The 19,687-nt window shown below is 48.8% G+C and carries 25 protein-coding genes; 18 read left to right on the top strand and 7 right to left on the bottom strand.

Annotation, left to right across the window (positions count from 1 at the left end):
* Positions 1–16 precede the first annotated feature (16 nt).
* From modA to DYD62_RS11120, 4 genes are all read left to right on the top strand, one after another.
* The gene (gene modA / locus DYD62_RS11135) at positions 17–757 is read left to right on the top strand and encodes a molybdate ABC transporter substrate-binding protein (protein ID WP_115227402.1); all 741 of its coding nucleotides are present in this window, start codon (positions 17–19) and stop codon (positions 755–757) included.
* A gap of 63 nt (positions 758–820) precedes the next feature.
* Complete coding sequence (gene modB / locus DYD62_RS11130; protein WP_115227401.1) at positions 821–1,498, top strand: molybdate ABC transporter permease subunit; 678 nt, start codon at positions 821–823, stop codon at positions 1,496–1,498.
* Positions 1,495–2,562, top strand: coding sequence for a molybdenum ABC transporter ATP-binding protein (gene modC, locus DYD62_RS11125; protein WP_115227400.1), 1,068 nt, complete (start codon positions 1,495–1,497; stop codon positions 2,560–2,562). Before modB ends, modC begins: the two co-directional genes overlap by 4 nt.
* Before the next feature lie 125 nt (positions 2,563–2,687).
* A complete protein-coding gene (locus tag DYD62_RS11120; protein WP_115227399.1) occupies positions 2,688–3,035 on the top strand; it encodes a GFA family protein in 348 nt (115 codons plus the stop codon).
* Positions 3,036–3,090: 55 nt separating this feature from the next.
* Here the strand turns inward: DYD62_RS11120 and DYD62_RS11115 are convergent, their stop codons facing one another.
* Positions 3,091–3,432: an FKBP-type peptidyl-prolyl cis-trans isomerase gene (locus tag DYD62_RS11115; protein WP_115228276.1), complete on the bottom strand. Its 342-nt coding sequence runs from the start codon at positions 3,430–3,432 to the stop codon at positions 3,091–3,093.
* Between the two features lie 206 nt (positions 3,433–3,638).
* Here DYD62_RS11115 and DYD62_RS11110 point away from each other — a divergent pair, with 206 nt between their 5' ends.
* From DYD62_RS11110 to DYD62_RS11050, 14 genes are all read left to right on the top strand, one after another.
* Entirely contained in the window at positions 3,639–3,995 is a 357-nt protein-coding gene (locus tag DYD62_RS11110) for a DUF1801 domain-containing protein (protein ID WP_115227398.1), read from the top strand.
* A gap of 60 nt (positions 3,996–4,055) precedes the next feature.
* Positions 4,056–4,409 carry a membrane protein insertion efficiency factor YidD gene (gene yidD, locus DYD62_RS24420; protein WP_165928645.1) on the top strand — a complete coding sequence of 118 codons (354 nt, stop codon included), beginning with the start codon at positions 4,056–4,058 and terminating at the stop codon, positions 4,407–4,409.
* A gap of 10 nt (positions 4,410–4,419) precedes the next feature.
* The gene (locus DYD62_RS11100; RefSeq protein WP_115227396.1) at positions 4,420–4,749 is read left to right on the top strand and encodes a DHCW motif cupin fold protein; all 330 of its coding nucleotides are present in this window, start codon (positions 4,420–4,422) and stop codon (positions 4,747–4,749) included.
* A gap of 132 nt (positions 4,750–4,881) precedes the next feature.
* Entirely contained in the window at positions 4,882–5,316 is a 435-nt protein-coding gene (locus tag DYD62_RS11095; protein WP_207916461.1) for a class IV adenylate cyclase, read from the top strand.
* Between the two features lie 46 nt (positions 5,317–5,362).
* Entirely contained in the window at positions 5,363–5,692 is a 330-nt protein-coding gene (locus DYD62_RS11090) for a YkvA family protein (protein WP_115227395.1), read from the top strand.
* Between the two features lie 52 nt (positions 5,693–5,744).
* Positions 5,745–6,218: a GyrI-like domain-containing protein gene (locus DYD62_RS11085; RefSeq protein ID WP_207916437.1), complete on the top strand. Its 474-nt coding sequence runs from the start codon at positions 5,745–5,747 to the stop codon at positions 6,216–6,218.
* Between the two features lie 77 nt (positions 6,219–6,295).
* Positions 6,296–6,589, top strand: coding sequence for a hypothetical protein (locus DYD62_RS11080; protein WP_115227393.1), 294 nt, complete (start codon positions 6,296–6,298; stop codon positions 6,587–6,589).
* 165 nt (positions 6,590–6,754) lie between these two features.
* Positions 6,755–7,150 (top strand): VOC family protein, encoded by a 396-nt coding sequence (locus DYD62_RS11075; protein WP_115227392.1) that lies wholly within the window; start codon positions 6,755–6,757, stop codon positions 7,148–7,150.
* An 18-nt stretch (positions 7,151–7,168) separates the two neighbouring features.
* The gene (locus DYD62_RS11070; RefSeq protein WP_115227391.1) at positions 7,169–7,825 is read left to right on the top strand and encodes an HAD-IA family hydrolase; all 657 of its coding nucleotides are present in this window, start codon (positions 7,169–7,171) and stop codon (positions 7,823–7,825) included.
* A gap of 44 nt (positions 7,826–7,869) precedes the next feature.
* Positions 7,870–8,628 (top strand): pyridoxine 5'-phosphate synthase, encoded by a 759-nt coding sequence (locus tag DYD62_RS11065; protein ID WP_172476494.1) that lies wholly within the window; start codon positions 7,870–7,872, stop codon positions 8,626–8,628.
* 160 nt (positions 8,629–8,788) lie between these two features.
* Positions 8,789–8,962, top strand: coding sequence for a hypothetical protein (locus DYD62_RS23615; protein WP_165928646.1), 174 nt, complete (start codon positions 8,789–8,791; stop codon positions 8,960–8,962).
* Positions 8,963–9,041: 79 nt separating this feature from the next.
* Positions 9,042–10,277 carry an MFS transporter gene (locus DYD62_RS11060; protein ID WP_115227389.1) on the top strand — a complete coding sequence of 412 codons (1,236 nt, stop codon included), beginning with the start codon at positions 9,042–9,044 and terminating at the stop codon, positions 10,275–10,277.
* Positions 10,277–11,989: an FAD-dependent 5-carboxymethylaminomethyl-2-thiouridine(34) oxidoreductase MnmC1 gene (gene mnmC1 / locus DYD62_RS11055; RefSeq protein WP_115227388.1), complete on the top strand. Its 1,713-nt coding sequence runs from the start codon at positions 10,277–10,279 to the stop codon at positions 11,987–11,989. Before DYD62_RS11060 ends, mnmC1 begins: the two co-directional genes overlap by 1 nt.
* Positions 11,990–12,147: 158 nt before the next feature.
* Complete coding sequence (locus DYD62_RS11050; RefSeq protein ID WP_115227387.1) at positions 12,148–12,435, top strand: hypothetical protein; 288 nt, start codon at positions 12,148–12,150, stop codon at positions 12,433–12,435.
* Here DYD62_RS11050 and DYD62_RS11045 read toward each other — a convergent pair.
* The 6 genes from DYD62_RS11045 to DYD62_RS11020 all read right to left on the bottom strand — a co-directional run bounded on the left by DYD62_RS11045 (position 12,427) and on the right by DYD62_RS11020 (position 19,520).
* A complete protein-coding gene (locus DYD62_RS11045) occupies positions 12,427–13,884 on the bottom strand; it encodes an aminotransferase-like domain-containing protein (protein ID WP_115227386.1) in 1,458 nt (485 codons plus the stop codon). The genes DYD62_RS11050 and DYD62_RS11045 overlap by 9 nt on opposite strands.
* Before the next feature lie 87 nt (positions 13,885–13,971).
* Positions 13,972–14,289 (bottom strand): cell division protein FtsB, encoded by a 318-nt coding sequence (gene ftsB / locus DYD62_RS11040; RefSeq protein ID WP_115227385.1) that lies wholly within the window; start codon positions 14,287–14,289, stop codon positions 13,972–13,974.
* 70 nt (positions 14,290–14,359) lie between these two features.
* On the bottom strand, positions 14,360–15,655 hold the full coding sequence (gene eno / locus DYD62_RS11035; protein WP_115227384.1) for a phosphopyruvate hydratase: 1,296 nt from the start codon (positions 15,653–15,655) through the stop codon (positions 14,360–14,362).
* Between the two features lie 196 nt (positions 15,656–15,851).
* Positions 15,852–16,691: a 3-deoxy-8-phosphooctulonate synthase gene (gene kdsA / locus DYD62_RS11030; protein ID WP_115227383.1), complete on the bottom strand. Its 840-nt coding sequence runs from the start codon at positions 16,689–16,691 to the stop codon at positions 15,852–15,854.
* Between the two features lie 82 nt (positions 16,692–16,773).
* Positions 16,774–18,426 carry a CTP synthase gene (pyrG, locus tag DYD62_RS11025; protein ID WP_115227382.1) on the bottom strand — a complete coding sequence of 551 codons (1,653 nt, stop codon included), beginning with the start codon at positions 18,424–18,426 and terminating at the stop codon, positions 16,774–16,776.
* A 221-nt stretch (positions 18,427–18,647) separates the two neighbouring features.
* A complete protein-coding gene (locus tag DYD62_RS11020; RefSeq protein ID WP_172476493.1) occupies positions 18,648–19,520 on the bottom strand; it encodes an SDR family NAD(P)-dependent oxidoreductase in 873 nt (290 codons plus the stop codon).
* Between the last annotated feature and the right edge of the window lie 167 nt (positions 19,521–19,687).

Here is a 19,687-nt window from a genome sequence, read left to right as displayed (position 1 = left end):
ATTAATTGGAGCATGAATGACTACCCCACATTTTTTTGCGGCTGCCATGGTCTGCATTTCTATTCCGGCTTTTGCTGATGATGTTCAAGTAGCGGTTGCGGCTAATTTTGCAGGGCCGATGCAAAAGATTGCAGTGCTGTTTGAGCAAAGTAGTGGTCACAAACTCCTGCTTTCCAGCGGGGCAACGGGCAAGTTTTATGCGCAGATTAAAAATGGTGCGCCTTTTGAGGTTTTACTCGCCGCGGATAATGAAACCCCCGCTAGGCTAGAAAAAGAAGGCTTAGCCACGTATCGCTTCACCTACGCCATTGGCAAGCTGGTGCTATGGAGTGCAAAAGCCAATTACATTGACGATAAAGGTGAGATTCTTAAAAAAGGCAGCTTTGCTCACCTTGCCATCGCCAATCCTAAACTTGCTCCCTATGGATTAGCCGCGAGCGAGACACTAAAAGCGCTCGGTATTTTCGATGACTTGGCCGCTAAATTTGTGACGGGCGAAAATATTGCGCAAACCCATCAGTTTATTGCCTCTGGCAGTGCAGATCTGGGTTTTATTGCGATGTCGCAAGCATTTGACGGGGGCAAGCTTAAAAGCGGATCCGTATGGATTGTGCCGCCGTCTTTATATTCAGAGATAAGGCAAGATGCGGTCTTGCTCAACAAGGGAAAAGGTAAGCCTGCGGCTGAGGCGCTGCTTAAGTTTTTACAATCAGCCCCAGCCAAAGCCATCATTAATGCGTCCGGGTATTCGATTTAAATCATGCTTATCGGGCTGAACCTAGCGGACTTCAACCCGCCCTTGTCGATTAGGGAACGATGAATGCTTCTGACTGAAAGTGATTTGCAAGCCATCTGGCTGACGCTAAGGCTAGCAAGTATGGTGACCTTGATTTTGCTGATCATCGGCACCCCAATTGCATGGTGGCTGGCGCGCAGCCAAAAATGGTGGAAGGGGCCGGTAGCTGCCGTGGTGGCGCTGCCGCTGGTTTTGCCGCCGTCTGTGCTGGGCTTTTATCTGCTACTGGCAATGGGGCCGCATGGGCCTGTCGGACAGCTTACTCAATCATTAGGGATTGGGCTGCTGCCCTTTACTTTTTGGGGGCTAGTCATTGCTTCGGTCTTTTACTCTCTGCCATTTATGGTGCAGCCGCTGCAAACCGCATTTGAGGCAGTAGGAGAACGCCCGCTGGAAGTGGCCGCCACCTTACGCGCTTCACCGCTGGACGCTTTCTTTACCATTGTGGTCCCCCTTTCGTTTCCGGGTTTTATGACAGCAAGTATTCTGACCTTTGCTCATACTGTGGGGGAATTTGGCGTCGTACTGATGATAGGCGGCAATATCCCCGGCGTTAGCCGCGTGGTTTCGGTGCAGATTTATGATCATGTGGAAGCAATGGATTATCTGCAGGCGCATCGCCTCTCTGCCGTTATGTTAGCGTTTTCCTTTTTTGTGCTGCTGGCGATGTATATCTGGCGACCGAGTAGAGGCGTGAAATGACAGGAATTCAGGCACGCTTCCAACTTGACTGGACAAACTTTCAGCTAGATGTGGATTTAGACTTACCCAGCCATGGCATCACAGCTCTGTTCGGGCCTTCCGGCTCAGGCAAAACCACATTGCTGCGCTGTATTGCAGGGCTGGAGCGTGCCAAGGGCCGGCTTCTTGTGAATGGTGAAGTCTGGCAAGACGAGCGCCATTTTTTAGCCACACATAAGCGTGCGCTGGGTTATGTGTTTCAGGAAGCCAGCCTGTTTGCGCATCTCAGCGTATTGGGCAATCTGCGCTATGGGCTACAGCGCATTCCCGCCAAGCAGCAAGTCAACCTTGAGCAAGCGATCGAGCTGCTTGGTATTACCCATTTACTGGAGCGCAAACCCGAACGACTCTCTGGTGGAGAACGCAGCCGAGTTGGCATTGCTCGCGCCCTTGCGCTCAGCCCGGATATTTTGCTGATGGACGAGCCGCTGGCCGCGCTGGATGTAAAACGTAAACAAGAGATCCTGCCCTATCTGGAGCGCTTGCATGAAGAGTTGCATATTCCTGTGCTCTACATCAGTCACTCCCCAGATGAAGTGGCGCGGTTGGCAGATTATTTAGTAGTGATGGAGCAGGGCCATGTGCTCGCAAGTGGCCCACTAGTCGAAACGCTCACCCGCCTTGATCTGCCGATTCATCTTGGAGAAGACGCCGGAGCAATTTTGGATGTCAGCGTGGCCGAGCTAGATGCTGAATGGCATTTAGCCAAAGTGATCTTTTCAGGCGGCAGCCTGTGGACCAAAGATCAGGGCCTGCCGATTGGCCGTAAGCTGCGGGTACGCGTGCTCGCCAGAGATGTCAGCCTGGCCGTTGAGCCGCCGGGTAAAAGCAGCATCCAGAATATTTTACCGGGCTGTGTTGATGCTCTTGCCGACGATGAACACCCCGGCCTTGTGCTGGTCAGGGTAAAAGTGGGCGATGCCATGATTCTGGCAAGGCTGACCAAGAAATCGGCCGCTATGCTCAATATCCGCCCCGGGCTGCAGGTATGGGCGCAGATTAAATCCGTTGCACTGATGGAGTAAATTTGGGAATGAATTAGATAATCAGCCCAGCAGCCATACTGCACAGATCTGCGATTTATAAAGTACATGCTATTTTGAATTTACCTTCCCCCAGCGTTATACCCAAAACCTTAAGGAGAAATTTCATGGTTTATAAAGGCAGTTGTCACTGTGGTCAGATTGCGTTCAGTGCAGAAGGCAAAATTGACAGCGCACTCGCTTGCAATTGCTCAATCTGCTCACGCAAAGGCTCTTTATTATGGTTTGTGCCGAGCGATCAATTCACCCTTCATACACCGGAAGAAGCCCTCAGCACTTACACTTTTAATCAGCACTTGATTAAACACCATTTCTGCCCAAACTGCGGTATTCACCCCTATGGCGAAGGCGCAGACCCTCAGGGTAATCGTGTACTCGCGATCAATTTACGTTGTCTAGAAGACATCGATCTGGCCGCCATTCCTGTGCATCACTATGACGGCAAATCCTTATAAACCCAGCCTGAGCGAGCCAAGGCCCCGCCGCTAGCGGGGCCTGTTTTAAAGCATATTACTCATCACGCGTCAGCACTTCTAATAATTCCAATTCAAAAATCAAATTAGAATTTGGCTTGATATGCTCGCCGATTTGCCGCTCGCCATAGGCCAGATGAGCAGGCACCCAAAGCTTACGCTTGCCGCCCACCTTCATCCCCATCAAACCCTGATCCCAGCCCTTAATCACGCGCCCGGTGCCAATCACACATTTAAACGGCGCCCCCCTATCATAGGAAGAATCAAACTGCGTACCATCTTCCAAAAAACCACGATATTGAGTAGTAATTAAAGCCCCCCTCACCGCTTCTTTACCTTCACCCAGCTGTATATCTTCAATTTTCAGTTCATTACTCATTTTGTTCTCTTTTAAATAAGCCTCATTATAAACGCGGCAGATGCAATCTCGGCATTGCATTATTGTAGGGAAATCAACCCGTTTACGCTTTGCAAAATTAATCTTGATGAAAGCAATTTGACATGGCAACATCAACACCGTAATGAAGGTCTGTTTAAAATCGTCAGCAAGCACAGAAGTTCACCTTTTCTATAAGGCAGACCAGCATGAGCGATGAAAAAATAGCGCAGCTACTCCGCGACATTTGCCTAAATAACCCTGAGCTACATACGCAGGTGCAATCTATTCGAAAACTGATTTATTCGCTGATTCCCCAAGCCAGTGAGCGTGTTATGTATGGTGGTTTAATCTTTGCTGATACTGCCCCGTTTTGTGGCGTATTTGCTTATACCCGCCATATTAGCCTTGAATTTAGCCGAGGCTGTGATCTAGAAGACCCCCATCACGTATTGGAAGGTAAAGGCAAAATCCGTCGCCATATCAAAATACAGCAAGCGGCTGATCTTGAAGCAAAGCATTTAAGCGCTTATCTATTAGCAGCACATCAAAATAGCCTGAAATAAATAGATATCATCCAAGCGCACTCTTTAATCGATCATCAATACCCCACCGGATGCTTTATCTTGCGTTTTATTCTGCTGTTATTTATTCAAATATATAAAAAGTACATTTCACCTTACAAAGGCTTTTGCTGCGCCTATCGCGCCCATACCGGTAGAGCCAGTTGCTCCACATTAGGTTTTCGTGCAATTCGCAGGCATGGCGCATTTTTAGGGCTTGCGGTATTAAGACAACGCATGTTTCGCTGTGGGCAGGCTTATCAGCAACACCTAAACCCATATCGACACCCCCAATTTCAGAGAGGATATTGCGATTTACCCTGTGATATAGATATGTGCGATGCAATGGATTGCCTGAGTGGCTGCGACTGGCCACGACGTAAAGAAAAGAAAAATAAACACTCACCCAAACCCTAGGGCATTCCCAATGAAAATCTCCCACATCCCTTTTGGCACCACCGACTGGTCAGTAATTGAACGCACCGAGCACCCCGGCGAAAAAGGCGTTGCTTATTGGCGCACCCAGCATTTTAGCGATCTGCGGGTACGTATGGTGGAATACAGCGCAGGCTATTTAGCAGACCATTGGTGCAGCAAAGGCCATATTTTGCTTTGCCTAGAAGGAGAGCTACACACCGAGCTTGAAGATGGCCGCCGTTTTATCTTAAGCGCAGGCATGAGCTATCAAGTTGCAGATCAGGCTGAGCCACATCGCTCTTCTACTGTATTTGGAGCTAAATTATTTATTGTCGATTGAGTTACGCCCAACAGAAAAACACCAGGTAAAGCACCACCCATGGCCAGAAACATAGAAATAAAAGCACGAATTCACAGTATTGAATCACTTATTCCTATTGTGACCGCGCTGGCACACGCCCCTCCGGAGTAAATCACACAGGACGACACTTTTTTCCCTTGCCCCAATGGCAGATTAAAATTACGCTCATTTTCAGCCACAAGTGGCGTATTGATTTTTTATCGCCGCAGCAACCATGCAGGGCCGAAGGAATCTTACTTTCAAACCACAGAAACAAACTCGCCTGATGCTCTGCGCCTTACTCTGGCGGAAGCTTATGGACAAGCGGGTCGCATGATCAAACAACGTACTGTTTATAAAGTGGGCCGCAGCCGTATTCACTTGGACAAAGTTCAAGGCTTAGGTGATTTTCTTGAGTTGGAAGTAGTTCTAAGCGAAGATGAAAGCCAGACAACAGGAATACAAGAAGCAGAGGCTCTGATGCAGCAATTAGGTATCCGGCCCGGCCAGCTGATTGATGTGGTTTATGTCGATTTACTAACATCAAGCCATCTTCATCACAACTAAAACACCAGAGAATCCATACCTCAGCATCAACCCTAGGGTGAATTTTATGACTGCAGCACACCACTACTCTGACAACGACTTCTGGCAAAAGCTCAAGTCGTTTGCCCTTAAAGCAGGAAAGGAAGTCATAGAAAAAGCACTCTGGCTTTATTACGCAGCGCAGCGCCCTGAAACACCTACCTGGGCCAAAACCATTATTTTTGGTGCCCTTGCCTATTTTATTTTGCCTTTAGATGCCGTTCCTGATGTCATTCCTGTTGCAGGCTACAGCGATGACTTAGGTGCGCTCGCTGCCGCAATTGGCATGGTGTCCATGTATATCACTGCGGAGATTAAAGAGCAGGCCGCGCAAAAATTGCAGCAGTGGTTTTCATAGACCTGAACTTCTGCAAACACGGACGCACTGATCACTTGTCTAGGATGACACTTTGAACTTTATACAACCCATACGGTTTGAACTGGGCCACCCCATGCTGCTGGCTGGCTTAAGGCATCAGCATGGCTTTGCTGAATCGATCAAAAGCCAGCCTGAGCAATGGCAGCGATTTCACTTGCTTTTGCCCCTTGCGGGCCAGCAAGGCTCAAATATTTATGGTGTTATGTGCGGGCATGATCCGGTGCATGGCTTTGAATACATGTGCTGTGCTGAGGTCGCATCATTACAGGACTTACCGGCTGATATGGGACGAATGCGGATTTCCAGTCAGCAATATGCCGTTTTTAATCACAGTGGCCCCCTTGCACAGTTGGGCGCAATTTGGGGGGCGATTTGCAATGAATGGCTGCCGCACTCTGCTTATCAATCCGCGCATAAACCAGATTTTGAAATTTATGATGCAGCGTTTAACTGGGATACAGGGATGGGCGAGATTGAAATCTGGATTTCAATTACGGATAAATAACAATCCACACTTATTGCAACAGCATATTTCTTTTGATTAACGTAAGATTGTTGCATTACCATTCCCGCTAAATATTTATGCCCAATAAATTTCTGTGCAGTTTGTTTTTGATTGCCCCGCTTTGTGGCTGCACCCTCTTGGGTGCAGTTGCGGGCAAGCAGCTGGATGATCATCGTAATACGCCGCTCTACCAGGAGCCGCTGATGCAGGCAGGTGCTGCAGTCGATGAAGAAATCATTAAAGGCCTGCTCAGCAGCCGTAACGCTAAAAAGCCAGAAACTTGGATAGAAAACCCGCTGCCTTGCGCAAATGAGATACGTGTTTGCTCTGCCAAAAGTGGCGATTGCTGGTGCGAGCCCCTTAAAAAATAAGACAAGCATCCAGCGGCTTACACATTCTTACCTTAAGATTAACAAATAGATGCGGTTCAGTAGCGATTTAGCTCAGCGCTCACTACACTGGATTGGGCGCTTTGGCGTCTTTGAATACAGCGCACGGAATCTGCCTCGCTGAAATCCTATTCTGAGGGTGTAGCCATGAGCCGCAAAATTTTCGTTAATCTGCCTGTAAAAAACCTCGAAGCATCCCTTGGTTTTTTCCAATCGCTGGGTTTTAGTTTCAACCCTCAGTATTCTGACAGCAGTGCCAGCTGTATGATTGTTTCGGATGATATTTTTGTCATGCTGTTAAACGAAACCAGATTTCAAACCTTTACGCCCAAGCCCCTTTGTAATGCGCATACCCACACCGAGATGCTACTGTGCCTGTCGTGCGATAGCCACAAAGAAGTCGATGAAATAGTGACCAAAGCAGTAGCCGCAGGTGGCGCTACCTATAACGACCCGCAGGATCATGGTTTTATGTACGCACATGGCTTTCAGGATTTAGACGGGCATATCTGGGAGCTGGTCTTTATGGCAAACCCCCTTTAAATCACATTATGGATACGCATGGCTCAGCTTTTATTTGATTTAGACGGCACAATCAGTGATCCATTTACTGGGATTTCACGTTCGATTAATTACGCACTTGAATCACGGGGGTATCCGCAGCAAGCCGGGGCATCGCTGGCGCAGTATATTGGCCCGCCCTTGGATGTATCCTTCAAACTCATTACAGGTGTGAATGATGATGCAGAAATTGCTGCGCTGGTCGCCAAATACCGCGAACGCTACGCCGAAGTGGGTTATTCAGAAAACACGCTCTACCCAGGTATCGTAGAAGCACTGCAAATGCTGAGGACACAGAATATCCCCATGGGAATTTGCACCTCTAAACGTGCCGATTTCGCCGATAAAATTCTGAACCTATTTGGCATCAGCGATTACTTTGATTTTATCAGCGGTGGTGATATTGGCATCCATAAATGGCAGCAGATTGAATCTTTGCTCGCCAGCCAGTCGATCAGCCGGCAAACACTGATGATTGGCGATCGTGCCGTTGATTTGCAAGCCGCGCATATCAATGGTTTAAATGCCTGTGGTGTACTCTGGGGCTATGGCTCTTTGGGCGAGCTTGAGGCAGAATCCCCTTCTTGCATCCTTACAAAAACGAAAGAGCTTGGGCTTTTGATCCGCCATGACATGATTGTTCAGCCCTCTTTCTAGCGTCATGCGCCACTTGCTGTCTTATTAAAAGAAAACACATCACCATGACAACGTCAATTCATCCCTGCGCCCTCTCTGTCAATGTTAACAAAGTAGCGCTGCTACGCAATACCCGCCACTTGGGTATCCCTAGTGTGGCGAAAGCTGCGCAAATTTGCCTTGCTGCTGGTGCTCAGGGTATTACCGTTCATCCCCGCCCCGATGCTCGTCATATTCGCAGCAATGATGTCAGTGATCTGGCCGCCTTACTTAAAAGCTGGCCGCAGGCCGAATACAATATTGAAGGCAACCCTACTCAAAACCTGATGGATTTTATCCGTGAATACCGCCCCCATCAGGCCACCTTTGTGCCCGACAGCGAAGCGCAATTCACCTCGAACACAGGTTGGAACTTACCCGCCGACATGGATCGTTTACGCCCACTGATCGCAGAATGCAAAGCGCTGGGCGTGCGCGTCAGCCTCTTTATGGACCCTAGCCCTGCGGCAATGCCCTTTGTAGCAGAGCTGGGTGCTGATCGTATCGAGCTTTACACCGAAACCTACGCCAATGCTTACGGCACAGAGACAGAAGAGCAGGTTTTAGCAGGCTTTACAGCCACCGCAGAGGCGGCTCTGGGCCTAGGGCTGGGGATCAATGCTGGGCATGATTTAAACCGTGACAATTTAACCCGTTTTCTGCGGGCAGTACCCGGTGTACAAGAAGTCTCGATCGGCCACGCCTTTATTGCTGATGCACTGGAGCTGGGATATACGCAAACGGTAAGCGAATACCTGCAGTGCATTCAGAAGGCTTACGATTAACAACAGATACTATGCAAGGCAAACCCAAATCTTAAACATCGGAAAGCTCGGAGGTACGCGGGGAAACAAAGTAAAATAAGGCTTCCTCCATAAAACTCCGTATTCTCTGTGCTCAAGGATTTGGGTTTACTTCGAAATTCCCTTACAAAACAGGTCTATCATGAAATCACTTTTCATTATCCCTCTTGTCATTACTCTGAGCGCCTGCGGCCCTAGCCCAGCGCCACATAAAATTGCCGAGCCACAACGCGAAGCTTTAGAAAAAGCCAAGCAAGTAGAGGGCGTCGTACTGAAACAAGCGGCAGAGCAAGCCTCAGCCGCAGAAAATAATTAAGCGGCTGGCAATCCTTCCCTATCTAAATTATGCCAAACACGACAAAATGCTTGGTTAATCATCGCCCTGCTTACATTTCATGCCCGCATCTCCCGCCCTTATTACGCAACTTACCTGGCGTACCCTGCTTTTGCCGCTGGCATTAGTATTATTTGAATTCTCTACCTATATCGCCAACGATATGATTTTGCCGGGCATGCTGGCGGTGACGCACGAATTTAACGCAGGGCCACAGTGGATACCCACCTCGATGACGGCTTATCTGGTCGGCGGAGCCTCATTGCAATGGCTGCTGGGCCCGCTATCCGACCGGATAGGCCGTAGGCCGGTGATGTTAACTGGGGTGATGTTTTTTATTTGCATGTGCTTACTCACCCTACTGACACGCACGATTGAACAATTTATTGTGCTGCGAGTTTTTCAGGGCGTAGGCATGTGTTTTATTGGCGCAGTGGGTTACGCGCTGGTGCAGGAATCCTTCGACGAAAAAACGGCCATTAAAGTAACCGCACTGATGGCCAATGTGGCAATGATTGCCCCTTTGCTTGGCCCTCTTGCGGGCGCAATCATGATTGAATTTGCGCCGTGGCGGATGATTTTTGTTTTAATTGCGGCCGTGTCTTTTGTCGCTTTTGTTGGCCTTTGGCACGCCATGCCAACGGTGACCCCTGCCAAGGCTAATACGCCGTTTACTTTAAATGCGGTCTGGCAAGATTACAAAAAAGTATTTAGCAATACGCATTTTTTAACCGGTGCATTAGCGATGGGTTTATGCAGCGTCCCCTTGCTGACTTGGATTGGCATTTCACCGGTTATCCTGATTAAAGACGCTGGCCTTTCCCCTATTGAATTTGGCTATTGGCAAATGCCCGTTTTCGGCGCTTTGATCATTGGCAATTTCACTCTGGCTAAATTAAGCAATTATTTGCCTGTGCGGCGCATGATTGGCCTTGGTTTGATTCCACAGCTTTTTGGGCTGGGTTTTTGCTTTGTTAGTATGATTATCGCGCCTAGTCACTATATATCCTTAGTGATTGGCATCAGCTTTTACGCTTTTGGCTGCGGGCTTGTGAATGCCGGCTTATTCAGGCTGGTACTGTTTTCCAGTAGCGTTAGCAAGGGCACGGTTGCTGCCGCTTTTGGCATGATCACTATGGGCGTTTACTCGCTGGGTATTGAAGGCATCAAGGCGGGACACTTACTGGCAGGCAACCGCTTTTTTGCTACTGCCCTGCTGATGGTGGGTGCGGTGTTTGTGATCGCACTCAAACGCTTTATGGATAAACATCAGCGCATTGAGGCGCTTAAAGCCTGATGCCTGTACTTCACCCTTTTTTAGCCCGCCATCAATTGCCAGACCGCTGGCAAAATAAAGACCGCTTTGTCATGCTGCAATTTGATTTTGCAGATGGTGAGGGCTTTTTGCAGGCATGGCAGGCGTGGCGGCAAGACCCAAAGCGCAGCCAGCGCTTTTATTACTTTGCCATGATTAATGCAGCCAGCCTGGCGGCCTGCCCGCTGCCGGAGCTGGCCGCTTTACATGATGAATTAGTCAGCAAATGGCCCGCTTTACCGCGTGGCTTTCAGCGAATTCATTTAGAAGACGGCGCGCTGATTCTTACGCTGATGTGGGGCGAGCCACTGGCCCAGCTTCGCAGTCTGAACGCCACTCTGGATGCGGCCGACATCAACTCGCCCGATCTGAGTGCCGCGCACTACAAAGCCCTTTGGCGCTTATCGGGTATGGACACGCGCGTGGTCACCCACGAAAAATCCGGAGAGGCGCATTTAAAAAGCGCAGGCTATCTGCTGCAAGATGGGTGCGACTATCAAGCGGGTCTGTGCACGCGCCCGCCCTTTGATAAAACGCCAAAGCACCCTCACCACGCCATGATTATTGGCGCGGGCCTTGCAGGAACCAGTATTGCTACGCGGCTGGCGGCTCGGGGCTGGAAAATCGACATCCTAGAAGCACAAAACGAAATCGCCACACAATCATCGGGCAACCACGCGGGCTTATTTCACCCCAGCGCCAGCCGTGATGACAATATCCCAGCCCGTTTAAGCCGTGCAGGCTGTATAGAAACCCAAGAACATCTGACGCAATTAAAAAACGCAGGGCTGGATGTTTTCTTTGGCATTGATGGCATTTTGCAAATTGCCAAAGACGATACGCAAGCCCTGCTGATGCAGGAAATAGCCCGTGGCTTACCTACAGAGGTATTAAGCTGGATCACACAAGATGACGCCACCGCCTTGCTGGGCGAGCGCCCGAACCATGGCGGCTGGTGGTTCCCCAAGGGGGGCTGGGCCAACCCTGCCAGCGTATGCCACGCCAATCTGGCACAGTGGCCAGCGCAGATACAGCTGCGCTGCAATAGCCATGTAGCACAGCTGATACAAATAGCCGGAGAATGGCAGGCACAGGATCGGAATGGCCAAATTTTGGCAGCGGCACCAGTTCTGATTGTTGCCAATGCCACCGAAGCACTGGCACTCTTCCCTGAGCTGGAATTGCCGCTGAGTAAAACTTTACGCAGCACGACGCTGATTCCCGCCTCTGCAACACCACGGCACAGCCTTACTGGCTCGGGCTACATCACCCCCGCTTTTCAGGGCTATCGCTGCATTGGTGCTGCCGAAGTTAAAGATGATGATTTAGCGCTTGCTGAGCAATGCAATCTTTCTGAGCTGCAATCCTTGCTGCCTGCCTTTCTATCCAGCCAGAGTGCGGGTAGTCGTGCCTGCTACCGCCCAAATAGCCTAGATCGTCTACCACTTGCCGGCGCCCTGCCAGACCCGCAGAATATTCGTGGGGCGATACACCAGCTTCATCAAATACCCAGATTAAACAACGCCTATTGCTTATTAGGGCTTGGATCACGAGGGCTAAGCTGGGCCCTGATTGCGGCAGAGACGCTTGCCTGTCAGCTTAATCAGGACCCCGCTCCGATCGAGGTCGACTTACAGCAAGCCATCGATCCGGCACGGTTCATATTACGAAAATACCGCCAGAGCAAGCAATAAGCAACAAGTTATCTGACGAAAGAAGACAAAAAGAACTCAATTTTTACTTATTGTTATCAAACGTTACCGGATGTATCCGTTCGGCGGATTTAGCCCCATTCAGCCCTTACACGTCAGCTTTGCGCTCTATTCTGCAAATACAGAGTAGGAGTTTGATCATGCGCAAACATTTTTATTCAGCACTGCTTGGCTTAAGCCTTATCCACCCTTTTGCACTTGCCGATATCAACGATATTCTTGGCTTGCAACAAGCAATCAACGCCTTTTGCGGCACAAAAATGAATGTCATTCTGGTGGATGAATCACACAGCAATCCACCTTGCATCTTAAGCTATTCAGATGGCTGCGAAGAAACACAACCTGATTCACCCCAAAGCTGCCAGGTGGTACTTAGAGATCAAGAAGACAAGGCCGCAGAGGGTAAGGTGGTGAGTGTCTCATGGTAGGGGCTGGCCAATTTGCAGCTGTATCAACTCACCAAGTCGCTCAATGGCCCGCTCATGCCGGTTACTCCAGGTTTCGTTGCAGCAAATCCTTAAGCAATGCCCGTAGCTGTGACTTGGGGAAAACAAAGAGCCTGGAGTAAAGCTGATCCCCTCTTTCAGTGCCTGCTGCAAAAGCTGCAGTGTATTCACTGCAGCATTCAGCTCCACCCAAAATACATAGCCGCCTTGTGGTACATAGAGGCGCGTATCCGCAGGAAATGCACGCTCAATGGCCGCAACTGCATGCCCCACTTGCTCATGACAGGCCCTGCGCAAGCGGCGCAAATGATGATCGTAGCCCCCGCTTTCTAAAAACCGGGCAATTGTTCTTTGCAGTGGCATGGCATTAGAAAATGTATTAATAAACTTTAGCTGCTCTATTTTCTGGTGGTATTTTCCCGCCACTACCCAGCCAATTCTGAATCCTGGTGCAACAGTTTTAGTGAAAGACGAAATCAGCATCACATTACCTTCTTTATCAAAGGCTTTTGCTGGTCGCGGGCGCTCGCCCTTGTAATAGAACTCGCCGTATAAATCGTCTTCAATAAGTGGAATATGCCGCTCTGCTAGCAATTCAACCAGTCTTCTTTTATTTTCATCAGGCATTAAGCTGCCCAATGGATTAGAGAAATTAGGCAATAATACGCAGGCTTTAACTTCACCATTACGCGTGGCAAATTCCAAAGCCTCGATAGAAATACCAGTTTGTGGATGCGTCGGAATTTCTAATGCTTTTAATTGAAAACTTTCCAGAATTTGCAGTAAACCAAAATAGGAAGGCGACTCAATAGCCACCACATCACCAGGCTGCGTCACTGCCCTTAAACATAAATTAAGCGCTTCAATTGCACCCTGAGTAATCAGTATTTCATCTGCCTCAAATTGCCCGCCCCAATTTAAAGCACGACGTGCAATTTGGCGGCGCAATTCCACGTCCCCAGCCGGACGGCCGTAATCTGCAATTAAATCAGGGTCTTGCCGGGTCACTTGCGCCAGTAAGCGTTGCAATTGCTGGTTGGGAAATAAAGCGGGGGCCAAAATAGCAAAGCCAAAATCAATTTTAATATCGTGCAGGCGCGCTAAAGTAGCGGGCAGCCACATAGGATCAATGACCACATCGCTTGGAGATTGCGGCGGCTGCGTTAATTCGGGGGCAATTAAAACGCTGGGTTTATTGCGTACATAAAAACCGGACTGAGGGCGCACCTCGATTAAAGCGCGATCTTCAAGCTCACGGTAGGCTTCCATGACGGTGGACAGGCTCACCTGTCTTTGTGATGACAACTTGCGGATAGATGGGAGTTTCTCCCCGGCCTGCAAAACACCTGACGCAATTGCATGGGCAATTTCCCCAGCCAATTGAAAATACAATGTGTCTGCCTTGCGCCTTGCAACGGGAACCTCTGTCATATACACCCCCTTTTTGTTTCACTATACCTGAGTGAAGCCATTACAGTTAATAATTTAACCATAAGAAAAGAAAGTGTAACGGATGTTTTACCGAGCGGTTGGAGAAGGGGTTGTAGCAGTTAAGGCGGGGTGATCTTTATCCAGCACCTGAAAAAATACTTCATCCTGCCGAATCATGCCCAGCTCATTGCGACCCCGTTCCTCAATCGCATCCGAGCCCGTTTTTAAATCACGCACATCTGCATCTAAGGCATCATTGCGCTCTTTTAATTTTTCATTATGTTGTTTTTTTTCTACCAATTGATGATCAAGTTGCCAAACACGCAACCAGCTACCCTTGCCAACCCAAAGAGGCCATTGCAAGGCAGCAATCATAATAGAAAAGATAATAGCAAGCAGGCGCATAGTTCATTCTATATAGAAGAAAACCGGAGCCTGATGGCCCCGGTTCGGTATATTACTCTAACTCTAGTAATTATTTATTGATTTGGTAAAAAGCCCCAATACCTGGGTATACCGCTGCTTCACCCAATTCTTCTTCAATACGAATCAATTGATTGTATTTGGCAATACGGTCAGAACGGCTTAATGAGCCCGTTTTGATTTGCATGCAGTTAGTTGCAACAGCCAAATCTGCAATCGTTGCATCTTCGGTTTCGCCTGAGCGATGGCTCATCACAGAGGTGTAGCCATTGCGCTTAGCCAGATCAACTGCAGCCAGTGTTTCGGACAGCGAGCCAATTTGGTTGACCTTGATCAGGATAGAGTTACAAACGCCTAAGCGAATCCCTTCAGCCAGAATCTTGGTGTTGGTCACAAACAAATCATCGCCGACGATTTGTACACGTTTGCCCAAGCGATCAGTCAGCACTTTCCAGCCTGCCCAGTCACGCTCGCCCATACCATCTTCGATCGAGATAATTGGGAACTTGTTAACCAAGCTTTCCAAGTAATCCACTTGCTCTTCGGAAGTCAGCGCACGCTTATCGCTCTTCTTGTAAACATACTTGCCTGTTTCTTTATCAAAGAACTCAGAAGCCGCGCAATCCAGCGCGATGCAGAAATCGGTACCGGCTTTGTAGCCTGCTTTTTCAATAGCAGACATAATCATTTCTAGTGCTTCTTCAGCATTAGCTACGTCCGGAGCAAAGCCACCTTCATCGCCCACTTGGGTAGGCATACCCTTGTCGTGCAGGATTTTTTTCAGGTTGTGGAATACTTCAGCGCCGTAACGAAGCGCTTCACGGAATGTAGGCGCGCCAACCGGCACAATCATCAGCTCTTGGAAATCCAGGCTATTAGATGCGTGCTCACCGCCGTTTACCACATTCATCATTGGTACAGGCAGGCTCATCGGGCCTGAGCCACCGATATAACGATACAGTGGCAGGCCTGCTTCTTCAGCAGCCGCCTTAGCAACCGCCATCGATACCGCCAGGATTGCATTTGCACCCAAGTTACGTTTGTCGTCAGTACCATCTAAATCAATCATGGTTTTGTCGATAAACGCCTGATCAGCCGCATCCAGACCAATGATGGCTTCACAGATTTCGGTATTGATGTTTTCAACCGCTTTCAATACACCCTTACCCAAGTAACGGGCTTTGTCACCATCACGCAGCTCAAGCGCTTCGCGCTCACCTGTGGATGCGCCAGACGGCACTGCAGCACGACCCATTACGCCGGATTCCAGCAATACATCGGCTTCTACAGTTGGATTGCCGCGTGAATCAAGAATTTCGCGGGCGATGACTTCAACAATTGCGCTCATATTTCAAACACCTATATGGAGAGTTGGTCTGAAGACTGGCTTGCCGGATGACTCCGACACTAAATTACACACTTAATATGACAGCGAGTGTTCAATGAGCAAGTGTGCCTTAACTGCACATTGATTGTCTTTGAGTACGATCAGCAAATATTTCATTCGTTCCAGTGGTGGATATATTCACCACCGGAGCTTGGTATTACAAGCTGTGCTCAATAAAAGCATGCCCTTTTACTGCACGATCAATGTCTTTAAGTACAATCAGTAGCTCTTTCATTCTGGCTAAAGGCCATGCATTCGGGCCGTCCGAAAGTGCTTTAGATGGATCTGGATGCGTTTCCATAAATAATCCGGAAATCCCTGCCGCCACCGCTGCACGCGCCAATACCGGCACAAATTCACGCTGACCACCCGAGCGATCGCCCTGCCCACCTGGCTGTTGTACCGAGTGAGTTGCATCAAACACAATCGGGCAGCCGGTTTCACGCATAATCGCTAAACCACGCATATCACTGACCAGTGTGTTATAGCCAAATGATGCACCGCGCTCGCAGACCATCAGATTATCCAGCCCGCCGTTTGCATCGCGCGCCTTATTAATCACATTGACCATATCGCCAGGCGCCATAAACTGGCCCTTTTTGATATTAACCGGCTTGCCTGTGGCGCACACTGCGTGAATAAAATCAGTCTGGCGTGCCAAAAAGGCTGGGGTTTGCAATACATCGACCACGCTGGCCACAATCGGCGCTTCGGCTTCAGTATGCACATCGGTAATTACTGGAACGCCAATCTGTTTTTTAACTTCAGACAAAATGCGCAGACCTTCATCAATCCCTAAGCCGCGGAATGATTTGCCAGAGCTGCGATTTGCTTTATCAAAACTGGATTTATAGATAAAAGGAATGCCCAATGCATCGGTCATTTCTTTTAATTGACCTGCTGTATCCAGCGCCATTTGCTCGCTTTCAATCACACAGGTGCCGGCGATCAAAAAGAAAGGTTGATCGATACCGACTTCAAAGCCACATAATTTCATTTTTCGCTCCGTGAGGAGTGAGGAGTAAGGTGTAAGGTGAGAGGGAGTTCCTCCTGGCCCCTCACACCTACCCCTCACGGTTTTAGCAGCTCAGACCTTCACGACCCTGCTCTTTGGCGTACGACAATGCCGCTTCGATATAGGAAGTAAACAGCGGGTGACCATCACGCGGTGTAGACGTGAATTCAGGGTGGAACTGACAAGCAAAGAACCAGCGATGACCATTTAATTCAATGGTTTCAACCAATTGCTCTGCACCTGTCGATTTACCACTAATGGTCAGGCCAGCCGCTTCTAAGCGTGGCAGGTAATAGTTGTTTACTTCATAGCGGTGACGATGGCGCTCGGTAATCGTTGATGCGCCATATACACGAGCAGCCAACGAATCTTCACCCAAACGGCACTCTTGTGCACCCAGACGCATCGTGCCGCCCAAGTTAGAATTTGCATCGCGTGTTTCAATCTTGCCGTCGTGGTTTACCCACTCATTAATCAGAGCGACAACCGGGAATTCGGTATCTAAATCGAATTCAGTTGAGTTGGCGCCTTTCATGCCGGCTACATCACGAGCGTATTCGATCAGCGCAATTTGCATACCCAGACAAATGCCGAGGTAAGGCACATTGTTTTCACGCGCATATTTAACAGCAAGAATTTTGCCTTCCACGCCGCGCTTACCAAAGCCGCCCGGCACCAGAATGGCATCCATATTTTTCAGGCTGTCGGTGCCATTTTTTTCAAGCTCTTCAGAATCCATATAATGAATCTGAACTTTACTTGTAGTATGTACACCGGCATGAATCAGCGCTTCAGACAAGGATTTGTAAGACTCTGTCAGATCAACATACTTACCTACCATCGCAATATTAACGGTGCGTGTAGGGTTGTTTAAGCCGTAAACAATCTTATCCCAAGCAGATAAATCAGCCTTAGGTGCATCAATTTGCAGTAGTTCGCACGCAATATCATCAATACCCTGGGCATGCAGCATGCCCGGCACTTGATAGATGCTACCTGCGTCGTAGCAGGCAATCACGGCGTTTTCTTCAACATTACAGAACAGCGCCAGCTTACGGCGTTCTTCATCTGGCAGCTCTCGGTCCATACGGCACAGCAAGATATCAGGCTGAATACCGATCTGACGCAATTCTCTTACGCTGTGCTGAGTTGGCTTAGTCTTGATTTCGCCAGCAGTCGCCAGATAAGGCACATACGACAAATGAACATAAAGTGTGTTTTTGCGACCAAGGTTAGAGCGCATCTGACGAATAGCTTCAAGAAATGGCAGTGATTCGATATCACCAACAGTACCGCCGATTTCTACAATCGCCACATCAACTTCGCCCGCGCCTTCTTTCACCTTCATTTTGATTTCGTCGGTGATATGCGGAATAACTTGCACCGTGCCACCTAGGTAGTCGCCACGGCGCTCCTTAGTGATCACGGATTCATAGATTTGTCCGGTCGTGAAATTATTAGATTTACGCATCTTAGAGCGAATAAAACGCTCATAGTGGCCGAGATCCAGATCGGTTTCTGCGCCGTCTTCGGTTACGAAAACTTCGCCGTGCTGAAATGGGCTCATTGTGCCCGGATCAACGTTGATATACGGATCGAGCTTCATCATCGTGACTTTAAGTCCACGTGATTCAAGAATAGCAGCCAGCGACGCAGCGGCGATGCCCTTACCCAGTGAGGAAACAACACCACCGGTTACGAAAATAAACTTGGTCATGGCATGAATAGCAGGTTGGAATTCGCTATTTTACCCGATAGGGAGAGGCGGCTCAATTCTCGACAAGCGCCTGACTTTGTGCGTCCACCAAAAAAAAGACTCATTATTTGCTCCAAATGGGGTTGACTCGCGATCAAACCCAGTAAAAACGCCGTTTCCGCACCGAAAACATACTTTTTGGCGTTAAAAATTAAAAATCAAGTGTAGAAATCACATGGCATTTACAAGCGCCCGTAACTACATCCGGGCTCATCACCCGATGCTTTTAATAAAATATAATCCAGCAAACGCCCGGGTAAGATTTTTTTAAGCAGCCAGAACACTTTTGTTGGCGTAGTTATTTGATAGCGAGCAGACGGGCGGCGCGCACTCAGTGCCTTTATCACAACAGCCAGCACCGCTTCGGCCGGTAAAGTAAACGGAGCTACAGGCCCCACCTTCGCCAGACGCGCCTGCATTGCTAGGTATGAAGGCTGATGAAAGCTTTTATCTGCACTAATCCAGCGCATAAATTGCTGCTGCGCATTGGCCCTGAAGCGGCTGGTAATCGGGCCGGGCTGCAAAAGCACAGTATGAATATGACTCCCCATCATTTCTTGCCGCAGCGTATCTGCAAATCCTTCTAATGCAAATTTACTCGCGTTATAAGCACCACGGTAAGGCATAGCTGCAAAGCCAAGCACTGATCCATTAAATATAATGCGCCCGTGGCCCTGCTGACGCATCAGAGGCAAAACGGCATTTGTCAACTCAATGGCACCAAATACATTGGTTTCAAACTGATGGCGCATCGCCTCCCTACTAAGGTCTTCCACCGCGCCCGGCACACCAAAACCCGCGTTATTGAATAAGGCATCAATACGCCCACCCGTTTTTTTAAGCAGCGCCGCAACAGCACTTTGTATTGAAGCCGAATCAGCCACATCAAGCTGCAGCGCCTCAAAACCCTCAGTCTTAAGCTGCTCCACATCTGCATCGGCCCGGGCTGTTGCAAAAACACGCCACCCCGCGGCCTTTAATCCATGAGCCGTTACATAGCCTATTCCACTTGAACATCCCGTAATTAAGATCACCCCAACCGACACAGTAGCCATCCTTTTGCATATGAGCCGCGCAATATTGCGCCAATAAATTTCAATTACCAACAATTAAACTTGCAAATACATTAAGCGATTAAAATAAAGCTAAACATTCAAAGAAAAATCACACCCAATAATGATTAATGCAAAATTCATAAAATACAAATACTTATGCAACACAA

Origin of the sequence: Iodobacter fluviatilis (assembly GCF_900451195.1) — a bacterium.
GTDB classification, from domain to species: domain Bacteria; phylum Pseudomonadota; class Gammaproteobacteria; order Burkholderiales; family Chitinibacteraceae; genus Iodobacter; species Iodobacter fluviatilis.
This window is presented reverse-complemented; position numbering and strand designations above follow the sequence as displayed.

What these genes read in the sequence shown, in the direction of transcription:
- modA (WP_115227402.1), top strand. Translation starts at nt 17, where the DNA reads ATGACTACCCCACATTTTTTTGCGGCTGCCATGGTCTGCATTTCTATT.
- modB (WP_115227401.1), top strand. Translation starts at nt 821, where the DNA reads ATGCTTCTGACTGAAAGTGATTTGCAAGCCATCTGGCTGACGCTAAGG.
- modC (WP_115227400.1), top strand. Translation starts at nt 1,495, where the DNA reads ATGACAGGAATTCAGGCACGCTTCCAACTTGACTGGACAAACTTTCAG.
- DYD62_RS11120 (WP_115227399.1), top strand. Translation starts at nt 2,688, where the DNA reads ATGGTTTATAAAGGCAGTTGTCACTGTGGTCAGATTGCGTTCAGTGCA.
- DYD62_RS11115 (WP_115228276.1), bottom strand. Translation starts at nt 3,432, where the DNA reads ATGAGTAATGAACTGAAAATTGAAGATATACAGCTGGGTGAAGGTAAA.
- DYD62_RS11110 (WP_115227398.1), top strand. Translation starts at nt 3,639, where the DNA reads ATGAGCGATGAAAAAATAGCGCAGCTACTCCGCGACATTTGCCTAAAT.
- DYD62_RS11100 (WP_115227396.1), top strand. Translation starts at nt 4,420, where the DNA reads ATGAAAATCTCCCACATCCCTTTTGGCACCACCGACTGGTCAGTAATT.
- DYD62_RS11090 (WP_115227395.1), top strand. Translation starts at nt 5,363, where the DNA reads ATGACTGCAGCACACCACTACTCTGACAACGACTTCTGGCAAAAGCTC.
- DYD62_RS11080 (WP_115227393.1), top strand. Translation starts at nt 6,296, where the DNA reads ATGCCCAATAAATTTCTGTGCAGTTTGTTTTTGATTGCCCCGCTTTGT.
- DYD62_RS11075 (WP_115227392.1), top strand. Translation starts at nt 6,755, where the DNA reads ATGAGCCGCAAAATTTTCGTTAATCTGCCTGTAAAAAACCTCGAAGCA.
- DYD62_RS11070 (WP_115227391.1), top strand. Translation starts at nt 7,169, where the DNA reads ATGGCTCAGCTTTTATTTGATTTAGACGGCACAATCAGTGATCCATTT.
- DYD62_RS11065 (WP_172476494.1), top strand. Translation starts at nt 7,870, where the DNA reads ATGACAACGTCAATTCATCCCTGCGCCCTCTCTGTCAATGTTAACAAA.
- DYD62_RS23615 (WP_165928646.1), top strand. Translation starts at nt 8,789, where the DNA reads ATGAAATCACTTTTCATTATCCCTCTTGTCATTACTCTGAGCGCCTGC.
- DYD62_RS11060 (WP_115227389.1), top strand. Translation starts at nt 9,042, where the DNA reads ATGCCCGCATCTCCCGCCCTTATTACGCAACTTACCTGGCGTACCCTG.
- mnmC1 (WP_115227388.1), top strand. Translation starts at nt 10,277, where the DNA reads ATGCCTGTACTTCACCCTTTTTTAGCCCGCCATCAATTGCCAGACCGC.
- DYD62_RS11050 (WP_115227387.1), top strand. Translation starts at nt 12,148, where the DNA reads ATGCGCAAACATTTTTATTCAGCACTGCTTGGCTTAAGCCTTATCCAC.
- DYD62_RS11045 (WP_115227386.1), bottom strand. Translation starts at nt 13,884, where the DNA reads ATGACAGAGGTTCCCGTTGCAAGGCGCAAGGCAGACACATTGTATTTT.
- ftsB (WP_115227385.1), bottom strand. Translation starts at nt 14,289, where the DNA reads ATGCGCCTGCTTGCTATTATCTTTTCTATTATGATTGCTGCCTTGCAA.
- eno (WP_115227384.1), bottom strand. Translation starts at nt 15,655, where the DNA reads ATGAGCGCAATTGTTGAAGTCATCGCCCGCGAAATTCTTGATTCACGC.
- kdsA (WP_115227383.1), bottom strand. Translation starts at nt 16,691, where the DNA reads ATGAAATTATGTGGCTTTGAAGTCGGTATCGATCAACCTTTCTTTTTG.
- pyrG (WP_115227382.1), bottom strand. Translation starts at nt 18,426, where the DNA reads ATGACCAAGTTTATTTTCGTAACCGGTGGTGTTGTTTCCTCACTGGGT.
- DYD62_RS11020 (WP_172476493.1), bottom strand. Translation starts at nt 19,520, where the DNA reads ATGGCTACTGTGTCGGTTGGGGTGATCTTAATTACGGGATGTTCAAGT.